Genomic DNA, 14,789 nt, shown 5'->3' with positions numbered 1-14,789 from the left:
ACCTGATGGTGTCAAGGAAAGCCCGTAGTTAGCGCTCACAATTGAGACGGGCGGATGACCGGCAGCACCGGTCACCCGCCCGGTCCCTCAGCCGCGCACGGCCCACTGCTGGTTCGCGCCGCCGTGGCACGACCAGAGCTGGATCAGGGTGCCGTTCGCGGTCCCGTTGCCGGCGGCGTCGAGGCACAGCCCGGACTGCACGCCGGTGATGGAGCCGTTGGCGTTGACGTTCCACTGCTGGTTCGCCTGGCCGTTGCAGTCCCAGACGATCGCCGCGGTGCCGTTCGCGGTCCCCTGACCGCTGGCGTCCAGGCACTTGGTGCCATTCACCACGAGCTGCTTGCCCGCGGTGTAGGTCCAGCGCTGGTTGGCGCCGCCGGTGCAGTCCCACAGCCGGGCCTGCGCGCCGTTCGCGGCGCCGGCGGGCACCTCGAAGCAGCGGCCGGACTGGCCGCCCACCAGCATCGCGTTCTGCGGTCCGCCCGTGCCGCCGCCGCCCGGCCCGGCGTTGGCCATCACCGCCTGCGCACCGGCCGGCCAGTTGTTGTTGGTGACGGTGACGTTGCCGGACACGACGTTGCCGCGGTCGCCGTTGGTGATGTTGGTGCTGCCGTTGGTCGACCAGTTGTTGGTCAGCGTCCAGTTGCCCATGTTCTCGCCGCCCCAGTAGTTCGCGGTGGCCCACGTGCCGGTGGCGGAGAAGACGTTGCCCGTGGCGGAGTAGTACTTCGAGCCCTCGTCGAAGTAGAGGCCGAAGTAGCCGTTGGTCCGCAGGCAGTGGTTGCCGCTGATCGACGCGCCCGGGTTCCACGCCAGCGTGTAGATGCAGCCGCCGTCGTTCATCTGCTGCATCACGTCGTGGATGTAGTTGTCGAGCAGCCGGTTGTTGGACGCGGTGGTGGGCGTGGTGTAGCGGGGCTGGTAGTTGTACAGGCCGCGGTTGGCGTAGTGGTTGCTGCCGCCCGCGTCGTTCGCGCCCCAGCCGTAGCCGAGGGACATGCCCGAGTACGGCATGTTGTAGACCTCGTTGTTGGCCACGGTGGCGGTGCTGACGTAGGTGTTGAGGACCGAGACGTTGCCGCGGTACTCGATGCCGAGGTCGTGGATGCGGTTGTGGCTGATGGTGATGTTCCGGTTGACCATCCGCTGGTCGGCCGGGTGGTGGGCGTCGGCGCGCACACCGCCGACCACGATGCCGCCCGCCGAGCCGCGGGCGATCTCCGACCGGGTCACGGTGATGTTGCTCGCGCCCAGGCCGACGCCGCTCGCGTGGGCGTTGGCGTCGTTGCCGATGCCGATGGCCGTCTGCCCGAGGTTGACGAACTGCGAGTCGCTGAACGCGATGGTGTCGGCGGCGGAGACCTGCACGGCCGCGGGCATCTGGGACCAGTGCGGCCGCGCGGCCTCGAACTGCGCGCACCCGTTCTGGCACGAGGTGATCCGGTCGGCGGGCCAGTTCCAGGTGCCCGCCAGGTACGCGCCGGTCTGCTGGTCGGCGTAGCCCTGGTTGCCGCTGGGGCCGAGCCAGCTCGTGCCGGTGAAGGTGATGCCGCTGAACGAGATGTGGTGCGCCGGCGCGTCGTAGGTGCCGCCGACGTCGACGAGCGACTGGAGCACCGGCAGCTCCACGGCGGCGGTGCTCATGCTCTGGCCGGCCAACGGGATGTAGGACAGCGCGCCCGTGCCCGGGTTGAGGTACCACTCCCCCGGCGAGTCCAGGAACTCGTAGGCGTTGGCCAGGTAGAGCGGTCCCGCGCGGTGCGGGGCGGCCAACGTGTCGTAGCCGAACGTGTTGTTGTTCCACGCGGGCTGCTGCATCGTCAGGAAGTTGCCGCTGATGCTCTGCACCGGCGAGTACCGGTCGGTGAAGGAGTTGACGCTCTCCACCTCGACCCGGCTCTGGTTGGCCAGGTTGTTCAGGTAGTTCAGGGCGGTGTTGGAGAACCGCATGCCCGTGCCGGTGAACGTGAAGTCGGCCCGGTTGACCTGGGTGCGGGCGCGGGTGGCGATCGCGCCGTTGACGTAGAGCTGCCGGGAGTCGGTGCCGGCGGGGACGGTCGCCCGCCAGATGTTCTTCGCGGAGTCGACCAGCGACCACCCGGTGACGGCCCTGGCACCGCTGATGACCGGGCGCGCGTTGGGCGCCGCCTGCCACAGCACGCGGTAGCCGTTGGTGCCGGAGTCGGCCGCGGTCAGCCGCAGGGGTTCGGCGAGCCGGTACACGCCGTCGGCCAGCTGCACGACGAGGTCGCCGGACATCCCGGCGTTCTGCGACCGCACCGCGGTCTGCGCGGCGGTCAGGGAGCACGGCTGCGTGGCGGTGCACGCGGTGCCGGTGCCGGAGGGGGACGCGTAGAGGGTGGTGGTGGCGGCCTGCGCGGGAGCGGCCAGGGCGACGGCCGCGGGTGCGGCCAGCAGCGCGGCGGCGAGGGCCGACACCGCCCTCCGCACCGCGCGGGACGGGGACGCGAACAAGGGACCTCCTGGGGGTGTGCGTGCGCGAGGTCCGGTCGGGTCGTCCGGTGCGCACGTCGTTGTGGCACGACAGGTTCGGCCGATGGTCGGGGTGAGGTGGGGGTGAGGCAGGGGGTTGACGGGTGGCTGTGCGAGCCGGGCCGGATGACGGCGCACGGGTGGTGGGGCGCGGAGTGGTGAGGTGCGGGGTGGTGAGGTGCGGGGTGGTGAGGTGCGGGGTGTCCGCGGGCGGGTGGCGGCTCACCCGCCCGCGAGCGAGGCCCCGCGCGGGTCGAGCGGTCGGCGGTCGGGTGCCGCAGGGGTCGGTCAGCGGGCGGTCGGTCAGCGGGCGGTCGGTCAGCGGGCGGTCGGTCAGCGGGCGGCAGGTCAGGGGCGGCAGGTCAGGGGCAGCAGGTCAGCGGGTGGCAGGTGGTTCGGCGGTGACGGCGGCGGGCGGCTGGCGCGGGTCGGGTGCGGTGGCCGGGGTGTGCACCACGGCCAGCAGGCGCTGGCCGGCGCGTTCCGGCCGCACGTGCGGGCCGTCCGGCGGCGCGGGCGGCAGCAGCGGGCCCGACGCGGCGATCGCCTCCTCGTCCACGCGGATGCCCAGCCCCGGCGCGTCGCCCAGGACGAACGCGCCGTCCTCCACGTGCAGGTCCAGCGTCAGCCCCGCCGGCGGCTGGAGGTCCTGCAACTCGCTGACCAGGTGGTTGGGCACGGCGGTCGCGGCGTGCAGCAGGCCGACCGGTGTGGTGCCGATCGGGCTCACCGGCAGGTCGTGGGCGTGGGCGAGGGCCGAGACGCGCAGGAAGTGCGTGACGCCCCAGCCCGCGGCCGCCTGCACGACGTCGACCGCGCCCGCCGCGACCAGCGGCCGGTACTGCTCCAGGCCGGTCAGGTTCTCCCCGGACGCCACCGACGCCCGGACGCCCCGCCCCACGGCCGCGTGCCCCTCCGCGTCCCAGCGCCGGACGGGCTCCTCGACCCAGATCAGGTCGAGCGTGCGCTCCAGCTCGCCGACGTGGCGGACCGCCTGCTTGCGGCTCAACGACTCGTTGACGTCGAGCATCAGCCCCGGCCGCGCCCCGCGCCCGGCGGCGGTGAGCACGTCGCGCACCAGGATGAGGCGGTCCCGGTCCCGCTCCACGTCGAGGCCGCCCTTGATCTTGGCCGCCCGCAGCCCGTGCCGGGCGTACGTCTCGTACACCGCGACCAGCTCGTCGTCGCCCAGCTCGATGTCCAACCCCGAGGCGTAGGCGGGCACGCGCCGGTCGCGCCCGCCCAGCAGCCGCCACAGCGGCTCGCCGACGGCCTGGGCCTTGATGTCCCACAGCGCGGTGTCGAGGGCGCCGATCGTGCCGAACACCGCGCCGGCGTGGCCCGCCTTGAACGTCCGGCGCAGCATCCGGTCGTACAGGGCGGTGACGGCACGCGGGTCCTCGCCCTCGATCGCGGCGAAGACCGCCTCGACCTCCACGTGCGACCCGATCCCGACGCCGGTGATGCCCACGTCGGTGTGCACGAGGACGATCGGCACCCGGATGAGGCCGTCGGCGAAGACGCCGTTGGCGTCGCCCACCGGGCGCCCCCAGTCCTGGGCGGTCGTGAGGGTCCGATAACCGGTGATGCGCATATCAGCCCTTCGTGGCTCCGGCCGTGACGCCGTCGGCGATCCGGCGTTGCAGGAACAGGTAGACGACCAGGACGGGCACCGCCGCGACGAGCACGCCGGAGGCGAAGACGGGGATGTCGCCCGAGTACTGCCCCCGCAGCGAGGTGACGCCGACCATGAGCGTGCGGTGGTCGGCCGACGGCATCACCAGCAGGGAGATCAGCACGTCGTTCCAGCAGAACAGCGCGTCGAGGACGCCGACCGACAGCAGCGCCGGCGCGCCCATCGGCAGCATGATCCGCCAGTACGCGCCCAGCGTGGTGCTGCCGTCGACGCGGGCCGCGTCCACGACCTCCGCGGGCACGGTCGCGTAGTAGCTCGTCATCAGGAAGACGGTGAAGGGCAGGAACTGCGCCACGTAGGCGAGCACCAGGCCCGGGTAGGTGTCGACGAGGCCCGCGTCGGCCAGCACCCTGGTCAGCGGCACCATGATCACCTGGAAGGGGATGAACAGCGCCGCCAGGCAGCCCAGGTACAGCGCCGACGAGCCGCGGAACCGCAGGCGGGCCAGCGCGAACCCCGCCATCGACCCGAACAGCAGCAGCAGCGCGACCGAGCACGCCACGACGACGACCGAGTTCAGGAAGTACCGGGACAGGCCGACGCCGTTCCACGCCGCCGCGAGGTTCCCCCAGTGCGGGGAGGTGGTCGGCGAGAAGCGGTCCAGGACGTACTCGCGCCGCGTCTTCAGGGCGACGTTGGCGGTGAACAGCAGGGGGTACACCGTCGCCAGCGCCAACCCGGCCATCGGCACCGCGACGACCCACCGCGACGACCACCGGCCGGCCATCAGCCCTCCCGCCCCGCGCGCCGCAGCACGCCGATCTGGGCCAGCCCCACCAGCAGCATGATCAGGAACAGCGCCGTGGCCGCGGCCGAGGCGAGCGCCGGCTGGTCGAACTGCCCCTGCTGCACCCAGATGTAGAACTCGGGCAGGTAGGTCGACGCCTCCGGCCCGCCGCCGGTCATCACGAACACCAGGCCGAACATCGAGGTCAGCAGGCCGATCATGGTGGTGACGAAGACGAACTGGATCGTGCGGGTCAGGCCGGGCACGATCACGTGCCGGATGGTCTGCCCCAGGGACGCGCCGTCCACCCGGGCCGCGTCCAGCAGCGAGGGGTCCAGCGCGGCGAACCCGGCCAGGAACACCACCAGCGCCATGCCGAACGTCGCCCAGACGTGCACGCCGACGACCGCGAAGATCGCCACGTCCGGGTCGCCGAGCCAGTCCACCGGCCCGAGGCCGACCACGCCGAGCAGGTCGTTCAGCGGCCCGTCGTATCCGAGCAGCAGGGTGAAGATCGCGCCCACGATCACCGGCGAGAGCACCGCCGGGAAGAAGTAGACCGCCCGGTAGACCCGGTGGCCGGGCACGCGCAGGTGGATGAACGTGGCCAGCAGCCCCGGCACCGCCACCGCGACCGGGAGCAGCAGCACGAGCAGGCCCACGTTGCCCAGCGCCCGGCGGAACAGCGGGTCGGCGAGCAGGGTCGCGTAGTTGTCCAGCCCGACCGGCGTGCCGTTGCGGTCGCCGTCGCCGGTGAACGAGAAGTTCACCCCCAGCGCCAGCGGCCACAGGCGCAGCGCCACGACGATCAGCGCGGTCGGCGCCAGCAGGACGACCGGTGCCAGTCGCTCGCCCAGCGGTCCGCGGCGGCGTCGGCGGCGGCGGCGGGCCGGCGGTGCGGATCGCCCCTCGGGGGGCGCGATCCCGGGCGGGCGCAACGAGGACGTGGGGGGCGCGGGCGGCACGGGTCAGCTCGCCGCGTCGGAAGCGGCCAGCTGCGCCACGGCGTCGTCCACGGTGACCGAGCCGCTGAGCAACTGCTGCGACAGCCGGCCCATCAGGTCGACCGTCTTGCTGGACAGGGCGACGTGCAGCGCCGGCTTGCCGGTCTTGGTGCCGGCGGCGATCGCGGTGACGGCGGGGCCGCCGCCGGAGACGTCGACCGAGGTGTCCGAGACGATCGCGCCGGCGTCGGCGTAGAAGGTCTGGAGGGCGTCGGTCGACGTCAGGGACCGCACGAGGTCGGCGGCGAGCTCCGGGTCCCGGGTCCACTTGGTGACCGCGTAGCCGATGCCGCCGTCGTAGGGCAGGCTCGGCGTCGCGGCCGGGTCCACCACCGGTGCCGTCATGACGCCGACGTCCTCGGGCGGCAGGAACTCGGCGAAGTCCTTCCAGTGGCCGACGTCCGACATCAGGCCGATGACGTGGGCGGCCCTGCCCGACTGGAAGACCGCGAACGCGTCGTTGAACATCGCGGTCGAGTTGGCGCCGTCGTTGTTCAGCCCGGCCGCGTCGACCTGCCGCCACAGCTCGAAGATCCGCTTCACGCGCGGCGAGGTCCAGTCCCGCTGCCCCGCGATCCACGCGTCGTACTCCTCGGGCGTGAGCACGGCCGACCCCATGGCGGACAGGAAGAACTGGATGCCGATGCCCTCCTTGTTGCCCACGGCGAGGCACTTCGCACCGGCCTTGGCGACGATGGCGCGGCAGTCCTCGAGGAACTCGTCCCACGTCCGGGCGGGCGCCTCGGGGTCGAGCCCGGCCCGCCGGTAGAGGGCCTTGTCGTAGTACAGCGGGTGGCCCTGCAGCGTCACGGGGGCCGCGTAGGTCTTGCCCGCCTGCGTGAAGGCGTCCCAACCGGCCAACCGCTGCCGGTCGCCCGCGAGGTGGTCGTCCAGCGGCAGCAGCGAGTCCACGCGGTCGCGGAGCCGGCCGCCGCCGTTGAACAGCACGACGTCCGGGCCCTTGCCGGCCTGGATGGCCGCGCCGAGCAGGGTGTAGTACTGGTCGAACGGCTGGGCCACGAACTCGACCTCGACGTCGGGGTGGCTCCTGGCGAAGTCGGCCTTCGCCCGGTCGACGTAGGCGGTCGCGCTCGCGTCGCCGGACTTCCAGTCCCAGACCACGAGCCTGCCGTCCGAACCGCCGGACGATCCCGACACCGAGGCGCTCCCGCAACCGGCGCTCAACGCCAGCACGAGGGCCAGGGCAGCGGACCGCGGTGTGCGCTGCTTCATCGCTGCTCGCTTCTCCAGGGGCCACGACTGCGGCTCACCATACCGATCCGCGCGCCACAGGGGAACGATGAGTATTACTTACTTGATCAACTCTCCGGTGCTTCCCCACCGGCATCACGGCGAACTCGGTGCTGTGCAACGGTGTCATCGAAGCTCCCGACCGGATTCCCTTGACGGCGCAGCCGTTCGAACGCTGTCATGAGTAGCCAGAAAGTGGCGTTATGAGTCAGACTTATCGATGAGGACCGCGATCGGCTTCGGAGAACGGGAGTCCACGGTGGGCACACGACGGGTCACGTTGGCCGACGTGGCCAAGGTGGTCGGTGTCTCCCAGACGACCGTGTCGCTGGTGCTGTCGGGCCGCGGGCGGGACCTGCGGATCTCCGAGGAGGTGCAGCGCCGGGTCCTCGAAGCGGCGGCGGAGATGGAGTACCGCCGCAACCGCGTCCCCTTCGGGCGGCGCGGGGCCCGGACGCGCACGATCGCGCTGGTGTCCGATTCGGTCGTCAGCTCGCGGCTGGCAGGCGACCTGGTCAAGGGGGCGCTCGGCGCGGCCCGCCGGCACGGCGTGACGCTGCTGTTCGGCGAGTCCGAGGGCGACGTCGGCTTCGAGCGCTCGCTGATCGAGGCGATGCGCGACCACCCCGTCGACGGCATCGTGCTGGCCGCGGCGCACACCAGGGCGATGGGCATCCCGCCCGGTCTGACCGGGGGTCCCGCCGTGCTGCTCAACGTGCTGCCGCCCGAGCCGGCACCGCTGCCCTGCGTCCTGGCGGACGAGGTGGAGGGCGGGCGCACGGCCGCGCGGGTGCTCCTCGACGCGGGCCACGGCGAGGGCATCCACCTCATCGGCGCGGACCCGACCGGCGTCGACGTGCCGCCGGGGCGGATCGCCGCGCTGGACCGGCTCACCGGCATCCACCAGGAGCTGGCGGAGGCGGGCGTCGCCGTGGCGAGCGGGCACCCGTGCCGGTGGTGGCTGCCCGAGCACGGCTTCCGGGCGACCCGGGAGCTGTTGGACCGGCACCGGCCCCGGGCGTTGATCTGCCTGGACGACCGGCTCGCGTTCGGCGCCTACCAGGCGTTGCAGGACGCGGGCCTCGCCGTGCCCGACGACGTCTCGGTCGTGTCGTTCGACGACCACCCCGTCGCCTCGTGGCTGCGCCCCGGCCTCACCACCGTGGCGCTGCCGCACCACGACCTCGGTGCCAAGGCCGTCGACCTCCTGCTCGCCGAAGCCGCGCAGCACGGCACCGGCCGCGGTGCGGTCCACCGCGTGCCGATGCCCGTCCGCTCCCGCGGTTCCGTGGCCCCGCCGCGGTGACCGGGGCGTGGACCCCGCCCGTGGGGGTCGAGGTCCACGCCGCGGTCGGGGTCGGTCAGAACTGCGAGATGAACCGCCAGGCCTCGCCCTTGGTCCAGGTCCGCACGCCGCTCTCGGCGTAGGTGCCGTCGACCGGGCCGGGCATGTGGCCGTTGTCGAACGCCGCCCACTGCACCGGGTAACCCGCCCGGCACGAGTACGTCGTCGTCACGTGCGACATGCTGCCGCCGGCGGGCTCACGCGGGCTCTGGGCCGCGCAGCCGTTGTTGGCGACGAACTTGTCCCGCAGCGACCGGCCCATCGAGATGTTGAGCACGTTGTCGGTGATGCCGTGCAGGCCGAAGTACGCGATCGGCTGCGTGCCGCCGCTGCACCCGCTCAACTGGGCCCCCGAGTAGACGATCACCGCCCGGAACACGGTGGCCCGCGCGCAGGCCAGCGCGTAGCTCATGCCGCCGCCGTAGCTGAACCCCATGGAGAAGCGCAGCTTCGGGTCGACGCACAGGTCGCCCTCGATCCGCCGGATCATGTCGTCGGTGAAGGTGACGTCCTCGCCGCCGGAGTTGGCCCAGCCGTTGCCCAAACCCTGCGGCGCGACGAGGATCGCGCTGTTGTTGGACTGCTCCTGCATCCCGTAGTAGGACCAGGCGGTCCCGCTCGTGCCGCCGGAGGCGACGTCGTTCATCGTGCCGCCCCGCCAGTGGAACGCGAAGATCAGCCGGTACGGCCGGTTGCTGTCGTAGCCGTCGGGGATGCGCAGGATGAAGCTGCGGCTCTTGCCGCCGCTCTGGATCGTCTGCGTGCCGCTGCGCAGCGTCGGGGCCTTGCCGCAGCCGGTGCCCGGGCCGGGACCCGGGTCGCCGCCGCCGGACACCTTGGCGAGCTGCCACTGCTGGTTCGTGCCGCCGTGGTCGGTGTACTGCACGACGTTGGCGTTGTCCCCGGTGGACGCGCCCTGCACCTCGACGGCCTTGCCGCTGTGCCGGGCGATCAGCCGCACGGCGCCGCTGTCGGAGTCCGCCAACCGGAACTGCTGGTTGGTGCCGCCGTGGTCGGTCCACTGCTGGATCGCCGCGCCGTCGGCGGTGGACGAGCCGGGCACGTCGAGGACCTTCCCCGACTGCCGGGACCTGATCCGGTAGTAGCCGTCGCCGGAGTCGACGAACTGCCACTGCTGGTTGGTCCCGTCGTGGCGCGTCCACTGGGTGACGCGCGCGCCGTCGTTCGTCGCCGAGTTGTAGAGGTCCAGGGCCTTGCCGCTGTTGCGGTTGACCAGGACGTACCACGCGGTGGTGTCGACCGTCGCCGCGGCCGCCGGTGTCGTGCCGACCGCGGTGACCGTGCCGGCCGCGAGCAGCACGGCCGCCACGGCGGTCGTCACGGGCCGTCGTCGGGTCTGTCGGGAGGCGGTCGCCTCGCCGGTGGTTCTCATCGGAGCGCTCCTTCGGTTCAGGGCAGGGTCCACCGCTGGTTGGTGCCGCCGTGGCAGGTCCAGAGGATCAGCTGGGTGCCGTCGGCGGAGCTGCCGCCGTTGGCGTCGAGGCACTTGCCCGACTGCGCGTTCACCAGCGAGCCGTTCGCGCCGGGTGCCCAGTTCTGGGCGGCCCCGCCGGTGCACGTCCACAACCGGACCGCCGCGCCGTTGGCGGTGCCGGAGGCGTCGAGGCACTTGTCCAGTGCCCGCAAGGTCGTCCCGCTCACCGCCCAGCGCTGGTTGGCGCCGCCGTTGCACGTCCACAGCTGCACCTTCGCGCCATCGGCCGAACCGCCGCCGTTGACGTCCACGCACTTGCCCGAGGACCCGACGATGGGACCGGTGCGCGGGGTCGTGCCGCCCAGCTCCCTGATGCGGACGTTGCGGAACGACACCTCGTCGCCGTCACCACGGTTCTCCAGGCCGACGTGCCCGGAGACCAGCGACCGCGCCGGGTCGGTGTTGGTGAAGTCGTTGACCAGCGCGCCGTTGAGGAACACCCGCAGCCGCTCGCCCTCCACGAGCAGCTCGAACGTGTTCCACTCGCCCGGCGGGTTGAGCGCCGCGTCGCGGGCGGCGAGGTCGGCGGCCTTGACGCCGTTGATCGCGCCGGTGGTCCGGTCGTCGGTCCCGGTGGCGTCGATCTGGACCTCGTAGCCGTTGGCCGCGGCCGAGTTCGGGTCGCTGCTCGGCGGGAAGCCCACGAAGACGCCGGACTCGTCGTCGCCGGCCACGCGCCAGTCCAGCTTCAGGGAGTACGAGCGGTACTCCCGCGCGCTGTGCCAGAGCAGGCCGGGGCCGCCGAACGAGGTCAACGTGCCGTCGCCGCTGGTGAAACCGCCCGGTCCGGCCTGCGACCAGCCGGCGGTCGAGCCGTTGTAGAGCGCGGTGTAGCCGTTCTCCGGTCGGCAGTCGGCCTTGGCGCGGCCGGCCGCGTACCGGATGCCCCCGAGCACCACCGCCCGGAAACCGGGTTCGGCGTAGCTCGCCTGGCTGTGGCCGCTGCCGGTGTAGAACGAGCGCCCGCCGCCGACGGTCTTGCACCACGTGTGCGGGTGGTCGCCGCCCATCGTGCCGCCGGAGTAGCTCGACTCGTCCAGCGAGGCCAGCACGCGGGCGGTGGAGCGGACGCTGCCGCGGAAGTTGTACCACTCGTCGGTCCGGGTCCAGGTCGCCCCGAGGTGCGCGGTGGCCGCGTGCGCCCGGTCCTCCACCCGGATCGTGGCCTGCTGGATCGCCGGGTGGGAGGTGAAGTAGGTGCCGACCAGCTCGCCGTAGAACGGCCAGTCGTACTCGGTGTCGGACGCCGAGTGCACGCCGACGTAGCCGCCACCGCCCCGGACGTAGGACTCGAACGCGGTCTGCTGGGTCGCGTTCAGCACGTCACCGGTCGTGTTGAGGAACACCACCGCCTCGAAGCGGGCGAGGTTGGTCGCGGTGAACTGGGCGGAGTCCTCGGTGGCGGTGACCGTGAAGTTGTTCGCCGCGCCGAGGTCCCGGACCAGCTGGGTGCCCGCGCCGATCGAGTCGTGGCGGAAGGCCGCGGTCTTGGAGAACACCAGCACGTCGTAGGGCTGGTCGGCCGCCGCGGCCCGCGGGCCGGAGCCCAGCGCGGTGACGGTGAGCGCGGTCGCGGCCGCGGCGACCACGCGTCGGGTGAGGGAGCGCTTCATCTCGGACCGTCCTCGCCGGGCCTGGGTTCGGGGATATTGGGGGTCGGGGTGGGTGCGCCCGGGGTGGGCTTGCCGCCGGTCATGGCAGGGTCCACCGCTGGTTGGTGCCGCCGTGGCAGGTCCAGACGATCAGCTGGGTGCCGTCGGCGGAGCTGCCGCCGTTGGCGTCGAGGCACTTGCCCGACTGGGAGCTGACGAGCGAGCCGTTCGCGCCGGGCGCCCAGTTCTGGGAGGCACCGCCGGTGCACGTCCACAGCCGCACCACGCTGCCGTCGCCGGTGCCCGAGGCGTCCAGGCACTTGTCCAGCGCCCGCAAGGTCGTCCCGCTCACCGCCCAGCGCTGGTTGGCACCACCGTTGCACGTCCACAGCTGCACCTTCGCCCCGTCGGCCGAACTGCCGCCGTTGACGTCCACGCACTTGCCCGAGGACCCGACGATCGGCCCGGACCGGGTGCCGGTCGCCGTGCCGAAGGTGTACGCGTCGACGTCGAAGAGGGTGCCGCTGCCGCCGGCGAAGGTCAGGTACAGCGTCACCGTGCCCGTCGGGACGGTGGACAGCGCGGCGGACACGTCGGTGAACGTCTCCCAGCCGCCGGTCACCGGCACGGTCGCCGTGCCCAGCACCGGGCCCGTCGGCGAGCCGGTCCGCACGGACAGCGTGCCGCCCGCACCGGCGGAGGACACCCGCGCGGTGAACCGGTTCGTCCCGCCGAGCGCGTACGGCTCGAACGCGATCCAGTCGCCGTTCTGGATGTCGCCGACGGTCCGGCCGCCCTCCGCAGTCGCCTTGTCGTAGAGCCCGGTGCCGGACTGCGCCGAGTAGTGCTCGGCCTGGCGGTGCCGCGGCTGGAGCACGTGCTGGGTGTGCGTGGTCACCGGCGGCTGGCCGTTCGAGCCCAGGTCGGTGTACTCCGCGTCGAACACCGCGAACAGGTTCGCCGCCGTGTCGTGCTCGCCGTCGACCGGGATCTGCATGGTGCCCGAGCACCCGGTGCGCGTGCTGATCGGGTGGCCGTGGCTGTCGTGGCCGAGCACGTAGCTCAGCTTCACCCGGGCGCAGTCGACCGCACCGTCCTCCTGGTCGGTCACCGTGATCGTGTACGGCACCGAGTCGCCGAAGGCGAACAGCGAGCCGTTGGCCGGCGTGTCGATCCGGACCACCGGCGCGGTGTTGCCGACCGAGATGCCCACGGTGGCCGAACCGGTGCGGCCACCGGGGTCGGTCACCGTGAGCGTGGCGGTGTACTGGCCGTTGGCGGTGTAGGTGTGGGTGGGGTTCGCCGCCGCGGACGTGCCGCCGTCGCCGAAGTCCCACGAGTAGGTCAGCGCGCCGCCCTCGGGGTCGGAGGAGCCGGCCGAGGAGAAGGTCACCGACAGCGGCGCGCTGCCGGACGTGCGGTCGACGGCGGCCCGCGCGGTCGGTGCCCTGTTGCCGGCCGGGTTGTACTCGATGCGGTACAGCGCGCTGCTGGCGTCACCGCTGCCCCAGCCCGTGCCGTAGTCCAGCACGTACAGCGCGCCGTCCGGGCCGAAGGCGGCGTCCATGACCTGCGTGCCGCGCCACGGGAAGTCGCTGACCTGGCCGGGCGAGCCGTCGGCGTTGACGTCGATCGTCTTGATCCAGCGCCGGCCGAACTCGGTCGCGAACACGTGCCCGTCCAGCGCCGCCGGGAACTTCACCGACGACGGGTTGGCCGGGTCGTAGCGGTACACCGGCGCGCTCATCGGGGACTCCGAACCGCAGCCGAACGCGGCGAAGGAGCAGTTGTCGTACTTGATCCACGCGGCCCGTGCGGCGGGCAGCGTGGTCAGGCCGGTGTTGCGCGGCGAGTTGTTGACCGGCGCGGCGCAGTTGAACCGGCTGCCGGACGGGCCGGAGGGGAACGCGTAGTCGACGTAGGCCTCGGCGGAGGTGTTCGAGCCGACGCAGTAGGGCCAGCCGAAGTTGCCGGCGGCGGTGATCCGGTTGAACTCCACCAGGCCGGCCGGGCCGCGGGTGGAGCTGCTCGTGCCCGCGTCGGGGCCGTACTCGCCGAGGTAGATCGTGCCGGTCGCCTTGTCCACGTTGAAGCGGAACGGGTTGCGCAGGCCCATCGCGTAGATCTCCGGCCGCGTCCCGGCCGTGCCGACCGGGAACAGGTTGCCGGGCGGGATCGAGTAGGACCCGTCGGCGTTCACCTTGATCCGCAGCACCTTGCCGCGCAGGTCGTTGGTGTTGCCGGCGCTGCGCTGGGCGTCGTAGGCGGGGTTGCGGTCGGTCCGCTCGTCGATCGGGGTGTAGCCGGCCGAGTCGAACGGGTTCGAGTCGTCGCCGGTCGACAGGTACAGGTTGCCGGCCGCGTCGAAGTCGATGTCACCACCGACGTGGCAGCACATGCCCCGGTCGGTGCCGACCTCCAGCACCGTGACCTGGCTGGCGAGGTTGAGCGTGTAGTCGGCGTTCAGGGTGAACCGGGCCAGCCGGTTGACGCCCTTCCACGTCGAGAAGTTGGTCCCGGTGGCGGGCGCGTCGCCGCCCGGCGTGCTCAGCGGGGGCGCGTAGAACAGGTAGACGAACCGGTTGGTGGCGAACCCCGGGTCGACCCCGATGCCCTGCAGGCCCTCCTCGTCGTGGGAGTAGACCGGCACGGTGCCGATCACGCTCGTGACGCCCTCGGCGGTGGTGCGGCGCAGCGTCCCGTTGCGGGAGGTGTGCAGCACCGAGCGGTCCGGCAGCACCGCGAGCGTCATCGGCTCGCCGACCTCGGCGACCCCGCGGGCCAGCTCGACCTGCTGGAAGTCGTTCGGGTTGACCGCGTGCGCGGCGGCGGGCGGCGCGGAGCCGACCGCGGTCACCGCCACGCCGGCGGCCACCAGGAGGACGGCGCTCATCGCCGCCCGGAGTCGGTGTCTCATGGCAGGCTCACACCCTTCGAGCGGGTTCGGGGTACTTCGACGCGGGGCGCGCGACGCGGCGACGACGAGGTGCGGTGCACGGGGGCGGGAATGCTGGGAATCGCTGGAGGAAGTCCTCAGTGGAGGGCCTTCGGCGAGCATCCGGGCCTTTTCGGCACCGTAACGGCGGCGACACGTGGCGTCAATGTCCGGAATTGCTAAAATTGTTAGCGCTAACCCGCTGGGCCGAATGAGCTAATTCCGCCGATCCAGCGGTTACGTCCCGCCGT

The 14,789-nt window shown here is 72.4% G+C and carries 8 protein-coding genes and 1 pseudogene; 1 reads left to right on the top strand and 8 read right to left on the bottom strand.

Going from position 1 to position 14,789, the window contains the following annotated elements; all coding sequences use genetic code 11:
* Nucleotides 1-87 precede the first annotated feature (87 nt).
* The 5 genes from ACIGNX_RS00595 to ACIGNX_RS00575 all read right to left on the bottom strand — a co-directional run bounded on the left by ACIGNX_RS00595 (nucleotide 88) and on the right by ACIGNX_RS00575 (nucleotide 7,153).
* A complete protein-coding gene (locus tag ACIGNX_RS00595) occupies nucleotides 88-2,475 on the bottom strand; it encodes a ricin-type beta-trefoil lectin domain protein (RefSeq protein WP_396534756.1) in 2,388 nt (795 codons plus the stop codon).
* Nucleotides 2,476-2,869: 394 nt separating this feature from the next.
* Nucleotides 2,870-4,087, bottom strand: coding sequence for a mandelate racemase/muconate lactonizing enzyme family protein (locus ACIGNX_RS00590; RefSeq protein ID WP_396534754.1), 1,218 nt, complete (start codon nucleotides 4,085-4,087; stop codon nucleotides 2,870-2,872).
* 1 nt (nucleotide 4,088) lies between these two features.
* Nucleotides 4,089-4,916 carry a carbohydrate ABC transporter permease gene (locus tag ACIGNX_RS00585; protein WP_396534752.1) on the bottom strand — a complete coding sequence of 276 codons (828 nt, stop codon included), beginning with the start codon at nucleotides 4,914-4,916 and terminating at the stop codon, nucleotides 4,089-4,091.
* Nucleotides 4,916-5,881 carry a carbohydrate ABC transporter permease gene (locus tag ACIGNX_RS00580; RefSeq protein WP_396534750.1) on the bottom strand — a complete coding sequence of 322 codons (966 nt, stop codon included), beginning with the start codon at nucleotides 5,879-5,881 and terminating at the stop codon, nucleotides 4,916-4,918. Before ACIGNX_RS00580 ends, ACIGNX_RS00585 begins: the two co-directional genes overlap by 1 nt.
* Before the next feature lie 3 nt (nucleotides 5,882-5,884).
* Nucleotides 5,885-7,153, bottom strand: a complete 1,269-nt coding sequence (locus ACIGNX_RS00575; protein WP_396534748.1) for an ABC transporter substrate-binding protein — start codon at nucleotides 7,151-7,153, stop codon at nucleotides 5,885-5,887.
* Nucleotides 7,154-7,430: 277 nt separating this feature from the next.
* Here ACIGNX_RS00575 and ACIGNX_RS00570 point away from each other — a divergent pair, with 277 nt between their 5' ends.
* Nucleotides 7,431-8,477 carry a LacI family DNA-binding transcriptional regulator gene (locus ACIGNX_RS00570; protein ID WP_396534746.1) on the top strand — a complete coding sequence of 349 codons (1,047 nt, stop codon included), beginning with the start codon at nucleotides 7,431-7,433 and terminating at the stop codon, nucleotides 8,475-8,477.
* Nucleotides 8,478-8,535: 58 nt separating this feature from the next.
* Here ACIGNX_RS00570 and ACIGNX_RS00565 read toward each other — a convergent pair.
* The 3 genes and pseudogenes from ACIGNX_RS00565 to ACIGNX_RS00555 form a co-directional block, all read right to left on the bottom strand.
* Nucleotides 8,536-9,909: pseudogene (locus ACIGNX_RS00565) on the bottom strand (RICIN domain-containing protein); the annotation flags it as partial.
* Nucleotides 9,910-9,926: 17 nt separating this feature from the next.
* Entirely contained in the window at nucleotides 9,927-11,624 is a 1,698-nt protein-coding gene (locus ACIGNX_RS00560; protein WP_396534744.1) for a ThuA domain-containing protein, read from the bottom strand.
* A 79-nt stretch (nucleotides 11,625-11,703) separates the two neighbouring features.
* Nucleotides 11,704-14,520, bottom strand: coding sequence for a PQQ-dependent sugar dehydrogenase (locus ACIGNX_RS00555; RefSeq protein ID WP_396534742.1), 2,817 nt, complete (start codon nucleotides 14,518-14,520; stop codon nucleotides 11,704-11,706).
* Between the last annotated feature and the right edge of the window lie 269 nt (nucleotides 14,521-14,789).

Origin of the sequence: Actinosynnema sp. NPDC053489 (assembly GCF_044544865.1) — a bacterium.
Taxonomy (GTDB): domain Bacteria; phylum Actinomycetota; class Actinomycetes; order Mycobacteriales; family Pseudonocardiaceae; genus Actinosynnema.
Note: the sequence above shows the minus strand (reverse complement) of the source record. Positions and strands in the feature narration are given on the sequence as shown.

Bases quoted from the DNA above. Each gene is read 5' to 3' on its own strand.
- ACIGNX_RS00555 (WP_396534742.1), bottom strand. From the start codon at position 14,520: ATGAGACACCGACTCCGGGCGGCGATGAGCGCCGTCCTCCTGGTGGCC.
- ACIGNX_RS00575 (WP_396534748.1), bottom strand. From the start codon at position 7,153: ATGAAGCAGCGCACACCGCGGTCCGCTGCCCTGGCCCTCGTGCTGGCG.
- ACIGNX_RS00585 (WP_396534752.1), bottom strand. From the start codon at position 4,916: ATGGCCGGCCGGTGGTCGTCGCGGTGGGTCGTCGCGGTGCCGATGGCC.
- ACIGNX_RS00560 (WP_396534744.1), bottom strand. From the start codon at position 11,624: ATGAAGCGCTCCCTCACCCGACGCGTGGTCGCCGCGGCCGCGACCGCG.
- ACIGNX_RS00590 (WP_396534754.1), bottom strand. From the start codon at position 4,087: ATGCGCATCACCGGTTATCGGACCCTCACGACCGCCCAGGACTGGGGG.